The 17,067-nt window shown below is 60.9% G+C and carries 19 protein-coding genes; 4 read left to right on the top strand and 15 right to left on the bottom strand.

From position 1 onward, the window contains the following. Window position 1 precedes the first annotated feature (1 nt). A complete protein-coding gene (locus tag CSC67_RS05405) occupies window positions 2–778 on the top strand; it encodes an ABC transporter permease (RefSeq protein WP_118993495.1) in 777 nt (258 codons plus the stop codon). On the opposite strand, the gene CSC67_RS05410 is transcribed toward CSC67_RS05405, so the two are convergent. The 7 genes from CSC67_RS05410 to CSC67_RS05440 all read right to left on the bottom strand — a co-directional run bounded on the left by CSC67_RS05410 (window position 764) and on the right by CSC67_RS05440 (window position 6,707). Beyond that, complete coding sequence (locus tag CSC67_RS05410) at window positions 764–1,606, bottom strand: alpha/beta fold hydrolase (protein ID WP_118993496.1); 843 nt, start codon at window positions 1,604–1,606, stop codon at window positions 764–766. The two genes, CSC67_RS05405 and CSC67_RS05410, sit on opposite strands and share 15 nt — an antisense overlap. Window positions 1,607–1,635: 29 nt before the next feature. After that, window positions 1,636–2,472 (bottom strand): ABC transporter permease, encoded by an 837-nt coding sequence (locus tag CSC67_RS05415; RefSeq protein WP_118993497.1) that lies wholly within the window; start codon window positions 2,470–2,472, stop codon window positions 1,636–1,638. Window positions 2,473–2,474: 2 nt separating this feature from the next. Beyond that, the gene (locus CSC67_RS05420) at window positions 2,475–3,254 is read right to left on the bottom strand and encodes an ABC transporter ATP-binding protein (RefSeq protein WP_118993498.1); all 780 of its coding nucleotides are present in this window, start codon (window positions 3,252–3,254) and stop codon (window positions 2,475–2,477) included. Beyond that, window positions 3,254–4,285 (bottom strand): ABC transporter substrate-binding protein, encoded by a 1,032-nt coding sequence (locus CSC67_RS05425; RefSeq protein WP_245220131.1) that lies wholly within the window; start codon window positions 4,283–4,285, stop codon window positions 3,254–3,256. The genes CSC67_RS05420 and CSC67_RS05425 overlap by 1 nt, the downstream gene beginning before the upstream one ends. 108 nt (window positions 4,286–4,393) lie before the next feature. Next, complete coding sequence (locus tag CSC67_RS05430; RefSeq protein ID WP_118993499.1) at window positions 4,394–5,077, bottom strand: RraA family protein; 684 nt, start codon at window positions 5,075–5,077, stop codon at window positions 4,394–4,396. 14 nt (window positions 5,078–5,091) lie between these two features. Further along, on the bottom strand, window positions 5,092–5,877 hold the full coding sequence (locus CSC67_RS05435) for an SDR family oxidoreductase (protein ID WP_118993500.1): 786 nt from the start codon (window positions 5,875–5,877) through the stop codon (window positions 5,092–5,094). Between the two features lie 14 nt (window positions 5,878–5,891). Next, entirely contained in the window at window positions 5,892–6,707 is an 816-nt protein-coding gene (locus tag CSC67_RS05440) for an aspartate dehydrogenase (protein WP_118993501.1), read from the bottom strand. A gap of 175 nt (window positions 6,708–6,882) precedes the next feature. On the opposite strand from CSC67_RS05440, the gene CSC67_RS05445 reads away from it, so the two are divergent. Further along, window positions 6,883–7,848, top strand: coding sequence for a LysR substrate-binding domain-containing protein (locus tag CSC67_RS05445; RefSeq protein ID WP_167752765.1), 966 nt, complete (start codon window positions 6,883–6,885; stop codon window positions 7,846–7,848). 31 nt (window positions 7,849–7,879) lie between these two features. Here CSC67_RS05445 and CSC67_RS05450 read toward each other — a convergent pair whose 3' ends face one another. Continuing rightward, complete coding sequence (locus CSC67_RS05450; protein WP_167752766.1) at window positions 7,880–8,848, bottom strand: VOC family protein; 969 nt, start codon at window positions 8,846–8,848, stop codon at window positions 7,880–7,882. Window positions 8,849–9,185: 337 nt separating this feature from the next. Between CSC67_RS05450 and CSC67_RS05455 the strand changes: the two genes are divergently transcribed. Next, window positions 9,186–9,869: a DUF2238 domain-containing protein gene (locus tag CSC67_RS05455; RefSeq protein WP_118993504.1), complete on the top strand. Its 684-nt coding sequence runs from the start codon at window positions 9,186–9,188 to the stop codon at window positions 9,867–9,869. Here the strand turns inward: CSC67_RS05455 and pcaD are convergent. The 3 genes from pcaD to CSC67_RS05470 form a co-directional block, all read right to left on the bottom strand. Then, entirely contained in the window at window positions 9,811–10,659 is an 849-nt protein-coding gene (pcaD, locus tag CSC67_RS05460; protein WP_118993505.1) for a 3-oxoadipate enol-lactonase, read from the bottom strand. The two genes, CSC67_RS05455 and pcaD, sit on opposite strands and share 59 nt — an antisense overlap. A 62-nt stretch (window positions 10,660–10,721) precedes the next feature. Further along, window positions 10,722–11,867: an ABC transporter substrate-binding protein gene (locus CSC67_RS05465; protein WP_245220132.1), complete on the bottom strand. Its 1,146-nt coding sequence runs from the start codon at window positions 11,865–11,867 to the stop codon at window positions 10,722–10,724. 176 nt (window positions 11,868–12,043) lie between these two features. After that, the gene (locus CSC67_RS05470) at window positions 12,044–13,246 is read right to left on the bottom strand and encodes an FAD-dependent monooxygenase (protein ID WP_118993507.1); all 1,203 of its coding nucleotides are present in this window, start codon (window positions 13,244–13,246) and stop codon (window positions 12,044–12,046) included. A 97-nt stretch (window positions 13,247–13,343) separates the two neighbouring features. On the opposite strand from CSC67_RS05470, the gene CSC67_RS05475 reads away from it, so the two are divergent. Then, the gene (locus CSC67_RS05475; RefSeq protein WP_118993508.1) at window positions 13,344–14,261 is read left to right on the top strand and encodes a LysR family transcriptional regulator; all 918 of its coding nucleotides are present in this window, start codon (window positions 13,344–13,346) and stop codon (window positions 14,259–14,261) included. A gap of 12 nt (window positions 14,262–14,273) precedes the next feature. On the opposite strand, the gene CSC67_RS05480 is transcribed toward CSC67_RS05475, so the two are convergent. The 4 genes from CSC67_RS05480 to CSC67_RS05495 all read right to left on the bottom strand — a co-directional run bounded on the left by CSC67_RS05480 (window position 14,274) and on the right by CSC67_RS05495 (window position 17,031). Then, window positions 14,274–14,912: a glutathione S-transferase family protein gene (locus tag CSC67_RS05480; protein ID WP_118993509.1), complete on the bottom strand. Its 639-nt coding sequence runs from the start codon at window positions 14,910–14,912 to the stop codon at window positions 14,274–14,276. Between the two features lie 3 nt (window positions 14,913–14,915). Further along, window positions 14,916–15,338 carry a lactoylglutathione lyase gene (gene gloA, locus CSC67_RS05485; protein WP_118993510.1) on the bottom strand — a complete coding sequence of 141 codons (423 nt, stop codon included), beginning with the start codon at window positions 15,336–15,338 and terminating at the stop codon, window positions 14,916–14,918. 61 nt (window positions 15,339–15,399) lie between these two features. Then, window positions 15,400–15,912 carry a DinB family protein gene (locus CSC67_RS05490; protein WP_118993511.1) on the bottom strand — a complete coding sequence of 171 codons (513 nt, stop codon included), beginning with the start codon at window positions 15,910–15,912 and terminating at the stop codon, window positions 15,400–15,402. A 150-nt stretch (window positions 15,913–16,062) separates the two neighbouring features. Further along, entirely contained in the window at window positions 16,063–17,031 is a 969-nt protein-coding gene (locus CSC67_RS05495) for a LysR family transcriptional regulator (RefSeq protein ID WP_342447668.1), read from the bottom strand. Window positions 17,032–17,067 lie beyond the last annotated feature (36 nt).

A 17,067-nucleotide genomic window follows, 5' to 3' on the forward strand; every position in this document is an offset into this window, starting at 1 on the left:
CATGAGAAAAGACAAGGTCCGGCGGATCAGTATGGCGGCCCAGGAGCGCATCATCGGCATTGCTTCGCCCATCGTGCTCCTCCTGGTGTGGCAGCTGCTGGGTACATTCGGAGTCATCGATGAACGGTTCGTTCCCACGCCCGCCAGCATTGCGCGGACCATGTACGAAATGATGGCGAACGGAACGCTTTGGGTACACCTGAAAGCCAGCTTCATCCGGATCGGCAGCGGGTTCGTCATAGGGTCGATAGTCGGTGTGGCATTGGGCGTTCTGATGGGGCTGTCCCGTTGGCTGAGGGCGGCGCTTGATCCGATCGTGGCCGCCATCTATCCCATTCCGAAGATCTCGCTGCTGCCCCTGGTGATGGTGTTCTTCGGGCTGGGCGAGGCGTCCAAGATCTTCATCATTGCCTTCGCCGTGGTGTTCATCGTCCTGATCAACACCATGTCCGGCGTCATGTCGATTAGCAGCATCTATTTCGATGTGGCGAAGAACTACCGCGCATCGAAGCTCAAGCTTTTCACGCGGATCATTGTCCCCGGGGCGCTGCCTTCCATCTTCGTCGGCCTGCGTTTAGCCATCGGCGTGGCGTTGATATTGATCGTGGCCGCTGAGTTCGTAGCGGCGCGAGCAGGCATCGGATACCTGATCTGGACATCATTCGAAGTCATGCGCATCGAAGAGATGTTCGTAGGCATCATCTTGATTACCGCGATCGGACTGGTGACCGCGGCGATACTCAAAGAGATCGAACGCAGGGTGCTACCGTGGCGGTGAGCCCGGCGGATACACGCCTTCGCGCGCCAGAAAGCCGATGAGCAATTCGTTGAAGACCTCGGGCTTCTCCAGATAAGGGCCGTGGCCGGTTTCGGGAATTTCCTGATACAGCGCCGGCTTCAGCAGGTCGCGGCAACGATGCCCTACATCGACCTGTACGGCCTTGTCTTCGCGGCCCCATATGATGGCCGTCGAATGGCGCCGATGGTCCATTGCGGCAAGCCGCTCGCCGATGACGTCGTCGTCGATGCCGTCACGGATGTAGTCGGCGATGCACGCAAAAGCCCCCGGGGCGCCCATCGAATTGTTGATGCGCCATTCTTCCTCGATCCAGGCCGGCGTCGCCAGGCTGGCGTCGAACAAGACGGTTCGCAGCTTGCGCTCTATGCCTTCGCGGGTGACCGTGCCGAAGCGCGCTGAAATCGCCGCACGGGCCTCGTCGCCCATGGGCACGATGCCCACCGTCCCGACCAGCACCAGGGCGCCCACCCGCTCGGGAGCCTGGCAGGCCATCGTGCCCGCGATATAGCCCCCTAAAGACGTGCCGACCAGTGCGCAGCGTTCGATGCCGATCTGCCGCAGAATATCGGACAGCCAGTCTGCGCATCGGGGCACGCTGAACGGCGCGATGTCCGCCTTGCTGGCGAAGCCGTGACCGGGAAGATCGATGGCGATGCAGCGGTAGCCGGCCGCCGCTAGCGGCTCGAGGTTGTGGCGCCAGCGGTCGGCCCGCGCGCCCAAGCCGTGTATGAAGACCAGGGCGGGCCCCGCGCCGGTCTCCAGCACGCGGGTCTGGAGGCCGTGTGCGGCGCATGGATACTGAATCATCAATTCATTTCCTTGAGTGAGACTTACGATCAGTGTGCTACGCCTGCGCGGCCCTGATGCTGGGGCGCGCGTTGCGGGTTGGCCGCTTGCTGTTTGTGTCCGCGATGCGAGGGATGCCACGGGATCAGATAGCGCTCCACCAGATCGATGGCATAGAAAAGGATGGCGCCCAGTACGCCCAGCAGCACGATGCAGACGAAGACCTGGGTGGTGTCGAACGTGCCTTGCGCCGCCAGTATCGTGCTGCCCAGGCCTTTGTTGCCGGCGATGAACTCGCCCACCACCGTGCCCACCAGGGCCAGCGAGATGCTGACCTTCATGCCCGACAGCAGGCTGGGCAGCGCCTGCGGAAAGCGCAGCTTCCATAGAATGCGCTTTTGCGGGGCTCGCATGGCGCGGGCCATGTTGATCAGCTCCGGGTCGATGGAACGCAGGCCCAGCACGGTGCCGATGACGATGGGAAAGATGGCGATGCTGATCACCACGGCCATTTTCGATATGGCGCCCGTGCCGAACCAGATGACGAACAGCGGCGCCAGCGCCACCTTGGGCAGGCTGTTCAGGCCGACCAGCAGCGTGTACAGCGTGCGCTCCAGCCAGACCGAACGGATGATGCCGATGGAAAGAATCAGCCCGGCCAGCACGGCCAGCGCAAAGCCGCCCAGCGACACCCACAGCGTGGACAAGGAGTTGGCGAAGTAGAACTGGGGCTTCTCGATGAACTCCTTCAGTACGGTCATGGGAGACGGCACCAGGAACACCGGTAAGTCGAAGACCCATACACATACCGCCCAGATCGCGATGCACCCCAGGATCACCGCCGTGAAAGTGCGGGCGGCCTCGGTCGCCTGCCAAATGCGTAACATGCCTATTCTCCTTTGAAGATGCCGACCCGCTTGAACAGCGCCTGCAACTCGATGACATACTCGCCGAACTGGGCCGAGCCCCGGGTGGACAGCGTTCGGGGCCGCGGCAGATCGATGGTCATGTCTTCGATCACGCGAGCCGGGTTGCGCGACATGACGATGACCCGGTCGGACAGGAATACGGCTTCCTGGATGCTATGGGTGACGAACAGCAGCGTTTTCTTGGACTGCAGCCAGATGTGCTGCAGCTCGATGTTGAGTTCGTCGCGGGTCATGGCGTCCAGGGCGCCGAAGGGCTCGTCCATGAGCAGCAGCCTCGGGTTGCCCACCAGCGCACGGCAGATGGCGGCGCGCTGGCGCATGCCGCCCGACAGCTCCCAGGGATGGTGGTGCTCGAAGCCCTTCAGCCCGAACAGCTCGAGCAGGCGCAGGGCTTCTTTTCGCGCCACGTCTTCATCCAGCTCCAGGAACTCGGCGGTGATCATCACGTTCTCGAGCACGGTGCGCCAGTCGACCAGCAGGTCGCGCTGGAACACCATGCCCAGCCCGCTGGGCGGGCCGTCCAGCACCTGGCCGTCGAAGCGGATCTGCCCGCAAGTGCCCGACTCCAGGCCGGCGACGCATTTGAGCAGAGTGCTCTTGCCACAGCCGCTGGGCCCCAGGATGCTGACGAACTGGCCTTCCTCGATGCCCAGGTTCACGCTTTCCAGGGCATGCACGTCGCCCCGCGGCGAGGGGTAGACCTTGGTGAAGTCGGAGATGTCCAGATAGGTGCTCATCATCAGCTCTCTCCTTTGGCGGCGGGCATCAGGTCGTTCGTGTACAGGTCCTCGAGCTTGACGCCGCCGGTGTCGATGCCGGCGTCTTCCATGGATTTGAGCGCTGCCTTCCAGTCGGCCTCGGACTGCCAGCCGATGCGCTTGTCCTTGGTCGCTTCGGTGAAGAACAGGGGGCGGTTCATGTCCAATTGCCCTTTCAGGGACACCGGGTCCAGGTTCACGCCGGGGCGCTGCTTGATCATGGCCTGCACCGCTTCGTCTTCATGGCCGTCCCAGATGTATTCCCAGGTTTCTATCTGCACCTTGTTAAACTTCTCCAGCATCTCCCTGCGGTTTTTCAGGGTTTCTTCGGTGGCGATCAGGCCATAGCTGGGAAAGTGGATGCCATAGTCGGCCATGCGCAGGGTCTTGGCGGGCCGGGTCTTCTCCAGGAGGGGAACCTGGTGCGGCGCCACCGACATGAAGCCGTCCGCCTCGCCGGAGCTGTACAGGCCGGCCATGGCGGAAGGGGCCACCATGGTGATGTCGACCGATTTCCGGTCCAGCCCGCCCTTGGCCAGGAAGCTGTCGATGAAGGGCGCCCAGGGGCTGGCGGTGAAGCACAGAATCTTCTTGCCCTTGAGGTCTTCCAGCTTGTTGATGTTGGAATCGCGCGGCACCATCACCGCCAGGTCGGATCCGCGCACATAGCCGGCGAACGACTTCAGGGGCAGGCCCTTGTCGCGCGCGGACACCAGCAGCCCGAGCTGCACCTGGCCGATGTCGGCCTGGCCGGCGGCCACCAGCTGGATGGTGTTGAGCGAGCCGCTGCCGTCCTGGATGGTGACGTCGAGCCCTTCACGTTCGAACCATCCCTTTTCTTTGGCCAGATACATCGCCGTGTGGATTCCAATGGGCGAGAAATCGAGCCGCACCGTCACTTTTTCGAGCGCATGCGCGGCGCCTGCCGCAACGATCATGGCGGCGCCCGCCAGCGTAGCAAAAGCCGAACGGATGAGTCTGCCGCCGTGTTTTCTGTTCTGATTGCTTGTCATGTTTCCTCCTGGTGGTATGGGGATGGACATGCCGCGACATGTCCATGGGGTTCTACATAAGGTCGAGACTCCTTGCTGCTTGATGGTGATGCGAATTCATGAGTTGCTTCAAACGTGGCCGTACTCGGCCAGGGCCTCCGCAAGCGTAAGCCCTTTCTGCAGTTCCGCCCGTATGGTTTCCTCTTTTTGTGTAAGCGCCTCGGCTTCGGCCAGCACCTGCTCGACCACCGCCTGCGGAATCACGATGGCGCCGTCCTCGTCGGCCAGGATGAAGTCGCCGGGGTTGACCTGAACCAGCGGGGTCGTGGCGCCGCGCATATATACCGGCACCTGGCAGCCGGTCACCTTCCAGCGCCCGATCGATTGCACGGGGGTGCGATAGCGCGCATAGACGGGAAAGTTCTGCGCGCCTATCCAGCGCACGTCGCGCACGCCGCCGTCCACCAGCGCGCCCAGGCAGCCTCTTTCCTTCATGCCGATGGCGATCAGTTCGCCGAAGTAGCAGATGCCGTGGCCATCGCCGCTCCAGACGCTGATGTCGCCGTCCGAGAGGCCCTGGCAGGCCTTCATCTTCTCGGCATCGCCGCCCAGTTCGTAAGGCGTCATCTGGCCCCGGATCGTGTAGGCCCAGCCGGCGAGGCGCCCGGCGGTGTGCGGGTAGGGCAGGAAGTCGGGCGAAAGGCCCTGGTCCATATAGCCCAGGGTGTCGAGGACGTCCGCCACGTTGGAGGTGTCGACGCGCTGGAAGCGGGTGCGGATGTCGTTGCGTTGTTCAGCCGTGAAACTGGCCATAGTGCGAAATCTCCTTAGATGCTGGGAATGAGGCCGCCATCGATGCGAATGACGGAACCGGTTAAATACGAGGCCCGGGTGCTGGCCAGGAAGGCGACCACGTCGCCGTATTCCTGCACGCGCCCGTAGCGCCCCATGGGTATGGTGTTGGTGCTTTCCTGAATCACCTGCTCGAGCGGCTTCTGTTCTCTTTCGGCGCGGGCTTCATCCAGCTGCTGGATTCTGGCCGTGGCGATCCGGCCGGGCAGCACGATGTTGGCGGTGATGCCGTCGCGGGCCACTTCCTTGGCCAGTGTCTTGGACCAGCCCACCAGGGCCAGGCGCAGGGCGTTGGACACGCCCAGATTGGGTATGGGTATGACCACGCCGGAAGACGTGCTGGTGATGATGCGGCCCCAGCCTTGCGCGCGCATGTCGGGCAGGACGAGGTCGGTAAGACGCATCAGGCTCAGCACCATGGCGCGAAAATGCTTCTCCCAGGTTTCGCTCGGCACTCCCGAGGCCTGGGAGGGCGGCGGGCCGCCCGAATTGTTGACCAGGATCTCCACCTTGCCCAGGCGCGAGCGTATCGTCTCGACGTGCGCGTCGAGTTCGTCCAGCTTGTTCAGGTCCAGGTCGAGCGGCATGGCCTGCCCGCCGGCTTCCTCAATGGCCTGCACGGTGCGCTGCGCCGACGGCTGATGCACGTCGGCCACGACGACCCGGGCCCCTTCCTTTGCCAGGGATAGCGCAATGGCGCCTCCCAGGCCCCCTCCCGCGCCGGTCACCAGCGCAACTTTTCCTTCGATGCCGAAATTCATGTGGCCAGGCCTCCTTAAGTTCCAACCTTGATGGGCGCGCCGAGCTTGCGCAGCAGCGCGATCGCGCTGCGGGCCGTGATCAGCCCGGTCTTGGGGTTCTCGGACGGAATGTTCTCGATCGTCATGTTGAAGCTGGCCGTGTCGGCGTCCACTTCGATGTGATGCGTATTGCGTGTGACGGTCGGGTCGGCCCAGACCTCCAGCATGGTGAGGTCGGGGCCCACGCCGGCCAGCGACAGCGCCACCGACACGTTCAGGTTGGCGGGAAAGCCCTTGGCCGCTTCGCGCGCCGTGCCCGAAAATATCTTGGTCGGGCATGTGATGGCGCCCACGTCGATGCCGTTCTCGACCAGGTAGGGCGCGCCGGCCAGGCCTTGCAAGGGCTTGCGCGTGGTCATGCGCACGGAATGGATGGTGCCTTCGGCCGCCGCCACCACGGCGTCCAGGCCGATGAGGGCGCCCGTGGGAACCAGGATCGAGCCGCCGTTGTCGATGGCGGCTTCCTTCAGTTCGGGATGCGCCAGCAGCGCTCCCACGGAAAGCACGACCAGCTTCTTTCCCGCGGCAAGCACCGGCGCCGCGATCCGGGGCAGGAGCTCGGGCGGCGCGCACTCCACGATGACGTCGGCGTGGTCGATCAGCGCATCGAGATCGACGACGGGCACCGAGCGCCCGAGCTGCGCGACGAACTCCGTCGCCTTGTCCTTGTTCTTGGCCGATACCGCCGTCAGCCTCAACCCGGGAATCCCTTTGTCCAGCTCCGTGGCAATGACCTTGCCCACCGCGCCCAGGCCGGCGATCGCAACTCGCGACTCAGAAACAACTACCATGTCAGTCCCTCTTGAAAATATGAGTGCCTCACGCTTGCCTTGCGGCTGTTTCGTGAGCCTTGGTCTTCACTTTATGGGACCGGTTTGCGGCGGACAAACGATTTGAATGAGCAATATGCATGAGATAAACTCAAGAGTCGATTTGCAGCCCGCCTACCCCTCATACAGGAAAGCCATGCGCCGTGTTCTGCCCTCGATGATCGCTCTTAGCGCGTTCGAAGCCGCAGGCCGCCTGGGCAGTTTTTCCGCCGCGGCCGAAGAGCTTTTCGTCACGCAAGGGGCGATCAGCCGGCAGATACGCGGGCTTGAAGAACATCTGGGCACCAAGCTGTTCATCCGGCTTACGCGACGCGTCGAGCTGACCCCCGCCGGCGAGATGTACCTGCGCGAAATCCAGCAGGCGCTCGACCATGTCGAGCGCGCAACCGTCAACTTCAAGACACGCGAAAGCCGCCACTCCATTCTGACGATCAGCGTGCTGCCGTCGGTGGCCTCGTTCTGGCTGATGTCCCGGCTGGACAGCTTCACCCAGCGCAACCCCAGCATCGAAACCCGCATCCTCACGTCCATACGCGCCGTCGACCTGCAGGCCAACGAAGCCGATGTGGCGATCCGGGTAGGGGCGCTGCCGGGCAAGATCTACGACGCGCGCCAGCCGCGCATCGACCTCGACATGGTGTCCAATTGGCGCGGCGTCAATGCCGAGCCGCTGTTCGACGACGTGCTGGTTCCGATCGTCTCGCCCAGGCTGCTGGACTCGAACCACCCGTTGAATACACCGGAAGATCTGCTGAGGTATCCCCTCATCCATACCGCCAGCAGAACCCATGCATGGCGCGACTGGCTGGGCATATACGGCCTGCACGAGCCGCCGGGCAAGGAAAGAATCGAGTACGGCCATTTTTTCATGGCGATCGAGGCGGCCCGCAAAGGGCAGGGGGTTGCCCTGGTGCCCAGCGTGCTGATTTCCAGCTTCAGCCCAGAGGAGCTGGTGACGCCCATCAGGTCCGAGACGCCCAGCGCGGGCTCTTATTATTTATTGATGCTTGCCGACCGGGCCCATGAACCGCAGTGCGCGGCGTTCTGCTCATGGATCAAAGAGCAGGCGGCGCACGTACAAGCGATAAGCGTGCCGGCCTGAAGCGGGGCGACCGCGGCCGGCACCTTGGGCGCTACAGCAGGTAAAGCGCCTCTTCCAGGGCGACGCCCTTCAAGGCTGCAGGCTCCCACCGGCGGTTCACATAAAACTGCAGCCGTATGCCGTCGGGATCCTGGATGCAGACCGTGCGCCTGGCGGGGTGGCTTACTTCGCGGTCGAGCGCGATGCCTTTTTCCGCCATTTTCTTCAGCGCGCGGTCCAGTTCGCTTTCATCCTTGACCTCTATGCCCACGTGGTGCATGCCGCGGGGCACGCCGGCGGGGTGGCGGAAGAGCGAAATGCCTTCGGTGCTGCTCGTGCCGCGCAGCACGCAATAGTCGCTGTCGCGATCGCCCACGAAGGGAGTCAGCCCGATCAGGTCGGTGTAGTAGTCGTACAGTTTTTCGTAGTCTTCCGCCACGAAGCCCGCATGGGTGACGCGTCGCGCCCGGAAGACCGAGCTGGGCACCACGTGTATGGGCGGATTCTTCGGGTAGCGGAGTTCGCTGCTGGGTTCGTTGGTGACGCCGGGTATCCATTCGGGCTTCACTTTCTCGAACACACCATGGCGCGCGGTGCGCCAGTCCTCGACCACGTCGGCATAGACTTCCACCGCGTTGCCTTCGGGATCCAGCTTGTAGATGGAGTGCGCCACGTCGTGGTCCTGGGTGGACATGAACTTGACGCCGGCATCCACCGCCAGCCTGTAGCCCTTGACCAGGTCCACTTCGTTCTCCAGTTCGAAGGCGATGTGGTTCAGGCCCGGTTGCTGGCCCTTCTGCGCATAGTGGCTGGAGACGTCGGTCAGGCCCAGGTCGTGATAGGTGTTGCCATTGCTGACGAAGCTGGCGCGGTTGTCCGGCTGCCGATAGACCTCTTCCAGCCCGACGATGTCCTGATAGAACTCGGCGGCGCGCTCATAACTGCTTACGAATAAGTTGACGTGGCCAAGGCGGCGTGGCTGAAAAAACCTTACCCCGGCCTGCTTCTCGATTTGTCCCACCGTTCTCTCTCCTTGAAATTTGACGATGCGCGTCCCATCAGAGGGGGGCGTGGCATCCGAAGAAACCATTTACTGGTTCGAGCTCAATGTAGGGCAGCCGGTGGAACATGGACAAGCGATTTATCAGGCCGCCATGCATGACCAAAACTCAATCGTTCGTTTCGATGCGTCGAGGGGTGTGCCGGTGGTTCCCCGTCGCTGGCGGCATGGAAGCGGTGCTGAAGCCAGGCGAAGTTTTCTGGGCCGTCCGGACGAAAGAATAGCGGCCGGCTCGGGACAGGACGGCCTAGGACGTATGTCGGGTCGCGACGCCGCGGACGCAGATATACTCCGACAAATGGATACCTTGGCTCCCACTCAAAAGCTGCCTGGACGCGGCGTACGGATCGCGGGCGCGGTCTATCTCGTCTTCTGGGCGGCGCTGGGCATCGCGCCCTCCGACCGAGGCGCCTGGCTGCTGGAGAACGCCCTGGTCGTCGGGCTGGTGGCGCTGCTGTGGTTCGCCCGGCGGGCCTTCCGGTTTTCGGATGCCTCGCTTTACCTGATACTGCTTTTCCTGGCGCTGCACGCCGTCGGCTCGCACTACACCTATTCCGAAGTGCCCTACGATGCCTGGTGGCGGGCGCTAACCGGCCACAGCCTGAACGAGGCGCTGGGCTGGCAGCGCAATCACTTCGATCGCCTGGTGCATTTCAGCTACGGCCTGCTGCTGGCCTATCCCATACGCGAATTCTTTCTGCGGGTCGCCGAGGTGCGCGGCTTCTGGGGCTATTTCCTGCCGCTGGACGTCACGCTCAGCACCTCGGCCCTCTACGAGCTGATCGAATGGGGCGCCGCCGAATTGTTCGGGGGCGATGTGGGCATGCATTACCTGGGCACGCAAGGCGACGTCTGGGACGCCCACAAGGACATGGCCCTGGCCGGCCTGGGCGCCCTCATTGCCGTGCTCGCCATCGCTTTCATCAATAGGCGCCTGAAGCACGATCCCGCTCGGGAATGGTCGCGTCGCATGAAGACCTAGGCGGATCGCCATTGCTTATGAAGGCGAGCAGTTCGCGCGCGAGCTCGCGGGGTTTTTCGACATTCGACATGTGGCCGCACGGAAGCTCCACATAGGCGGCATCGGCCGTGAGCTGGCGTCGGATGAAAAGAAGCTGGTCTAGCGGTGTGGCCTGATCGTACTGCCCCGCGACCAGCAATACGGGGGCAAGAATAGCGGCGATAGAACGGCTTTGGTCCATATCGCGTATGGCTGCGCAGCCGCCTATATACCCGTTGACCGGAGACGCCCTGACCATATCCATCAGCCTGCCTGCTTTGATGGGCTGTTCGGAAAGACAGCCCTCGGACAGCCAACGGGACCTTACGGCCGGCAATATCGCTTCCATTCCCTGCCGCCGGGCCAGCTCCGCACGCTGGTCCCAACTCTCCGGAGGCGGGACAGCGGCAGCGGTGTTACATAGCGCGAGCCGTTCGATTCTATCCGGATAGTGGGATGCCAGCCACATTCCCACCATTCCTCCAAGGGAAAGCCCACAGAAATTCACTTTGTGCAGCTCAAGATGATCCATCAGGCCAAGTACGTCTCGCGCCAATTGCGCGATGGCATATGGCTCGTCGGGCGCATCGGTGCCGCCCTGGCCCCGGGCATCGTATCGGATGACCCGGACGTGTGGCGCCAGCTCCTCGACGACTTCATCCCACACGGAAAGCTCGGTGGCGATGGAGTTGGCCAGGATAAGGGCCGCAGCGTCCCGGGGGCCCTCAATGCGATAGTGGATCTGGATGCCGTTTGACTGTACGTAATGCATTTTCTGCCTTGTGTCTGCCGTCCGAGAAACGAGTTCGCTGCGAGCCCCGCGGGAAACGCGTCCTACATTTTCCCCGGGTCCTTGACGTTCTCGAACTTGTCGAACTCGACGTTCACCAGTTTTCCGTCGACCTCCTCGACACGCCGCAGGTAGATGTTCTGAATGATGTCGCGGGTTTCTGGATCGATGCTGATGGGGCCGCGCGGGCTTTCGTGAGACCAGTCCTTCATGGCTTCAACGACCTTCGCGCCGTCGGAGACATCTCCGTTGAGCTTTTCGACGGCGGCGTAGATGAGGGCCATCCCGTCGTATGCGCCTACTGAGATGAAATTGGGCACCAGCCCATGTTTATCGAACTCCTTGAAATCTTTGACGAACTGGCGATTCTTCTCGCTGTCGTGGGCCGGTGTGTATATTTGGCTGGAGATCAATCCCAATGCGCTTTTTCCGAGCGCTGGCAGTTCTCCGTCGTCCGCGCCGAAAGCGGCGATGGCTTTGATGCCGTCCGCCTCGAGCCCCCGTTCTTGATATCCCTTCATGAAAGCGATAATGGGCTCTCCAGAAGGTAGAAACACAAACACCGCGTCGGGACGCTCGTTCTTGACCCGCTGCAGATAGGGCGCAAAGTCCCGGTTCGAAATCGGCACGCGCACGCCGCTCACGATTTCGCCGCCGGCGGCGCGATATGCCCTGGAGAAATGCTCCTCGGCATCGGCCCCGGGGGCATAGTCCGCAATGATAGTCATTACTTTCTTTATGCCATTGTCAGCCGCCCACCTCCCCATTACATCGGATGCCTGGCCCAGCGTGAATGAAGTGCGGACGATGTACGGCGAAGCGGTGGTGATCGGCGAGGCGCCGGCATTCATGATGATCATGGGGGTTTTGCTTTGCGTAGCCATTGGCGCAACGGCCAACGCCACATTCGAAAACCCGAAGCCGGCCAGGATATCGACTTTCTCGCGTGTCAGCAGTTCCTGAGCGACACGCTTTCCGACATCGGGGTGAGGACCGGTGCTGTCTCTCACAATCAGTTCTATGGGGCGGCCGGCCACTTTGTCGCCGCGCTGCTTCATGAAAGCCTTGATACCGGCCTGCATCTGTAACCCATATTCGGCGAACGGGCCCGACAGGTCGAGGACCAGCCCTATGCGAATGGGGTCGGTATTTGCCGCGGGCGCCATGGGCGCGTGCAGGCCCGCAAGCATGACCATGGCAGCCAAGCCGAAAGTACGTCGTTTCATGATGTCTCCTTGATGGTTTTTATATGTGCGCCGCCTAAGCAACGATATGGACTACGAACTGCCCTCTTGGTCTAGAACCGTTCCGCTGCGCTACTCGAAGCCGGTTCGAAAACCCTCTGCGCGTGCCAGTCCTACGGAAGTCATTCGACGGGAGCGCGATCCACGTCATACGAGAACAGCCAGTCGTATCTCTGCCTGATCTTCCCTTCGGCCCATTCACGGTCTACGTACGCCGCGGCGCCTTCAGCATCGGCAAGCTCCCGATTGTGAAACCGTTGCCCGTTCTCCGTGGACTGTTGCACGATATGTGTCGTTCTCTTGATGCGCGCCTTTTCATAGCCGGCCAGCGCGGCTTTCGGTTCGAAAGGGGTATTACCGAGGCATCGCGCCAGGATGTAGCCGTCTTCGATGGCCATGGCCGCGCCTTGAGCCAGGAAGGGCAGCGTGGGATGGGCGGCGTCGCCCAATAAGGTGACGTTGTCCGATGTCCAGCGCGATAATGGGTCGCGAATCATGAGTGCCCATTTATAGGGAACCTGAATTCTGTCGATCAGTGTGTGGACATCATCGTGCCAACCCGGAAAATCGGCGTGCATTTCTTCATGGGTGCCCTTCTGCGTCCAGGATTCGACGCACCAGTCGTCCTTCTCGACAATTCCCACAAAGTTCATCAGCTTTCCGGCGTGTAGCGGATAGTGGATGACGTGGGCGCCAGGGCCTATCCAATTCGTACCGACGGGCCGGCGCAAAGCCTGCGGCAACTGGTCCATGGGTATGACGCCGCGCCAAGCGAGGCATCCCGAGAACCTGGGCTGGTCGGCGTCCATCAATTGGGCACGAACAGTGGAATGAACGCCGTCCGCGCCCACCAGAACATCGGCGACCACCGTGCGCCCGTCCGCAAGCTGCATCGCCACGTCTTTCTTCCTTTGTTCGAATCCGACGCACTTGGCTCCCAGCCAGATTGCATTCTGATCGAGCTGAAGGACGGCCTCGGCGAGAATCGCGTGGAGGTCCGGCCTGTACATCATCAGGTAAGGGTACCCATACTGCTTCACTGAGGACGCCCCCAAGTCGAAGAGGCTCCATGTCCGTCCCGAGTTCCACAGCCGGATCTCTTTCCCGGAGGGCTCGCTGGCCGACCTCATTAGAGGTTTTTCCAGGCCCAGCTGATACAGCGCCCGCAATCCGTTCGGGCTGAGCTGCAGCCCCGCCCCGACCTCTCTGAGTTCCGTCGCCTGCTCGCAAACAATCACTTTGAAGCCGCGGCGCAATAGAGCCAAGGCGGCGGTCAGTCCGCCGATGCCACCGCCGGCGATTGCCACCTGAGTCCGTTCATCCATAGATTTTCTGTCGTCACGATGTATGGGTGAGGCTATTTAACTCCAGCTTGATAAATAATATAATCAGAAATATCAAATGAATTAAGAATAAAAGGTCATGAATCTGACGCAGCGTCAATTGCAGGCTTTTCTCAACATCGCGCGGCTGAGCAGCTTCACCCGCGCGGCGGAGGTCTTGCATATCACACAGTCGGGGCTTAGCGCACTTATTCGCGACATGGAGGCCCAGATGAACTGCCGGCTGTTCGATCGCACGACTCGTTCGGTTTCTCTGACGGATGCGGGAGCCCGGTTACTGCCCGTGGCGACGCGCGTCGTGTCCGAGCTGGACTCCGTCTCGGGCGAGCTCAAAGAGCTTTCCACCCAGGCCAGGAGAATCCTCAGAGTGGCCGCGACGCCCTTGATCGCAGCCAGTGTTTTCCCTCAGGCACGCGCAGCGTTCCAGGAGCAGCGGCCCGAAATCACACTGCAGGTGCGCGACATCGACAGAAGGCAGATACAGGACGAGATCGAGCAAGGCCTGATCGATGTGGGATTCGGCATCTTCTTCAAGCCCGCTTCAGGCATCGAGCGCGTCGAGTTGACGAGCTTTTCGCTTGTGTTCATCACGGCGGCTGAAAAGGAGTTCCAGGCCATCACAGAGAAAAAGACATGGAACAGCCTGGGCAGCACGCCGCTCGTATCGCTGCCGCCCGACAACCCCGTCCAACAGCTGATTGAAGAGCACTTGAGACGCCTCGGCCGTGCGGACGAGAACCGGCCGGTGCATGAGAACCTGCAGACCATTCTGGCCATGGTCGAAGCGGGATTCGGTTCCGCCATCCTGCCGGGGTTCGTTGCCAATGCGTGCCGCCGTTATCGGGTCGATATATCTGTATTGGTTCGGCCGACGGTGCCCATTAATTATTATCAGATCACAAGAAAGGGCAGGGAGCCCATTCAGGGAGCGCACGCATTGGCAACGGCGGTCAAGAACGTGCTGGAGTCCCAGCAAAGGCAAAGCGCCGGGACGTGATCCCCGCGCATCTCATTCGCCAGAGCCTCGCGCCGCGTTGGCGGCGCTTGAGACCGCGACGCGGCCGGCTATGAGCCCGAGCCATCGATTGATGTGAGGTGTTTCCTGTAGCTTCCCATCGGAAAGCGCTTTGACCCGCCTTAGCCAGCCCGACGTGGAAACATAGCTCGGAATATCTGCGATGGTGTATTCCCCCGCCAGGTATTCGTTGGAAGCCAGGTGGTGCTCAAGAACGCTGAAAAGCCTGATTGCCTCCTGGGCGAACCGGTCAACGGCCACCCGCGGCGATTGCGGTGTGTCCAGGTAGTGGTGCAACTGAGGCAAGGTCGAGCCCAGCCCCCCCGTGCCGAAATGCAGCCATGCGAAAGTTTGCGCTCGCCGTGGTTGATCGCCGGGTAGCAGGCAGCCGTATTTTTCGGCCAAATAAGTCAGGATGGCGCCCGTTTCGAATATCGTCACGGAGCCTTCGCTCGTATCGAGCAGGACGGGGATCTTATTATTCGGCGACAAGGCCAGGAAGCCCGGGTGGAATTGTTCGCCCTTCTTGATGTCGATCTGCTTGACAACGTATTGGGCGGCTACTTCGGCCAGCATGATCCGCACTTTAAGATCGTTTGGACCAGGATAGGTCAATAGGGTGAGTTCTTCCATGGTTCACGCAGCGACTGTATCAGCGTCTATCAACTCGATCTTGTAGCCATCGGGATCTTCAACGAACGCCAGCACAAGCGTGTCGTTCTTCATCGGCCCGGCTTCCCGTATGATTTTCCCGCCGTTCCGCTTTATCTCGTCACAGGCCGAGTAGATGTCTTGAACGGCAATCGCGACGTGGCCGTATCCGGAGCCGAGGTCGTAGGGGTCGGATTGATCCCAGTTGTGGGTCAATTCGATGACTGCGTTGTCCGCTTCGGGGCCATAGCCGACGAAGGCCAGAGAGAATCGGCCTTCGGGAAAGTCGTGCTTCCGGAGAAGCTTCATTTTCAGAATGCGGGTGTAGAAGTCCAGAGAAGCATCCAGATCATGCACACGAATCATCGTGTGCATTACCCTGTGAGTACGTGGCTGGCCGTCGGACATGTTTCGCTCCTTGCTCTGAAATCATGGACTGCTGAAGGGGGTGTGCTGCCTTTTGAGGCAGTCAGTTCAAAGGCATGAAAAGCAGGTCGCTGTCACCGGCGGAGACGCCGTGCTGCTTGAGCATGGTGATCACCTGCCCGCGATGGTCTGCCTGATGATTGAACAAATGGGTGACCAGCAGCCAGGCCGGCTTCGTGATGGTTTTGTCGGTTAATACGCTGTGCCAGCTGTAATCAGCGGCAAGCCAGCCTTCCGATACGTGCTGGGACCACTCCAGGAAGTCGTTGTCCATATCCTGCCTGGCCGCTTGCAGCACCGCCCAGTCGGCGTAAAGATCGACCCCTATGGGGCCCTTGGGATATTCCTTGGCCAATGGGGTGTTTTCGGTAAAGCGCCCCAACCAGACATAATCGGCCCAAAGCAAGTAATTGAGGGTCGAGTGGACGGACTTATAGTTGGCCTTTGCGTCTGCCTTGCGCTCCTGGTCCGACAACTCCGAGGACGCCTTGTACACTTTTTCGTTCATCCATTGGTTGTACCGGGCAAGTAGCCGAATTTGTTCCTTTGAGATCATTGCTTCTCCGTTGCGTCGCATGAGATGCTCGCGTTTATCTGCCGTTGTATGGAGTGGGGACGACAGATTATGAGAAGCGGCGGCAACCACTGTCAATCTTATAGGCTAATAGACTGTATCCATTTCATGGATATGGGCAGGCCTACGGCGTTAGGCCGGAAGCCTTGCATCGTGCTCCGCAAAGCATTCATACACGATCTTGCGCATCCACTTGCTTGCTATGTCGCGATGAAAGCGGGCATGCCAATGCTGCTTGAGCTCTATCCCGGGGGCGTTCTTCAATGGCAGCTCAAAGAACTTCAGTGGGGTCGCCTTGGCGAATTCGACGGCGGCGGGTAGAGGAACGGTCACCAGGTAATCGGTGTCCGCCAGAAAATACGGCACGCTCATGAAATGAGGTATGTGCAGCCCTATCGGCCGGCTCAAGCCATTCTGCATGAGAAAGCGCTCGACAACTTCTTGGCTGCGGCCCTCGGCCCTGACCACCGCGTGCGAAAGCGTCAGGAATTGCTTCAGGCTGAGCCTTTTCTGCACGACCGGATGATTGGCGCGCATTACGCACACAAAAGAACTATTGAAGAGCCGTTGTTGGTAGAAGTTGGCTTTTTTGAGGTCCGGAAAGTAACCCAGCGCAATGTCGACCGCGCCGGACTCGAGGTCGTTTTCAAGTTGAGCCGCGGGGATGGTGACTGTTTTGATGACGATGTTCGGAGCCTCGACCCGCAGCCTCTTCAGCAGCTTAGGCAAAAAGACCATTTCCCCGATGTCGGTCATGCTGAAGACAAAAGTGCGGTGGGCCGTGAACGGGTTGAACTCCGATACTTTGAAGACTTCCGTCTCGACTACGCTGAGTATGTGGCGAACGGGCTCAGCCATGGTTTGAGCCCGTGGCGTGGGTTGCATTCCCTGCGGAGTGCGGACGAACAAAGTGTCGCCGCAGGCCTTGCGCAGCTTGGCCAAGGCAAAACTCGTGGCGGGCTGGCTCAGCCCCAACGAGGCTCCCGCCTCCGAGACGCTCTTTGTCCGCATGACGGCATCGAAGATGCGCAGAAGATTCAAGTCCAGGTCGGCTGTATTCATAATATGGATACGGTGTATGTAGTCATTTGATTGACACATGTTATGGGTCGTTCTGATAATAAATCAAGCGCTGGT

Origin of the sequence: Pusillimonas caeni, assembly GCF_003545815.1 — a bacterium.
Taxonomy (GTDB): Bacteria; Pseudomonadota; Gammaproteobacteria; order Burkholderiales; family Burkholderiaceae_B; genus Pusillimonas; species Pusillimonas caeni.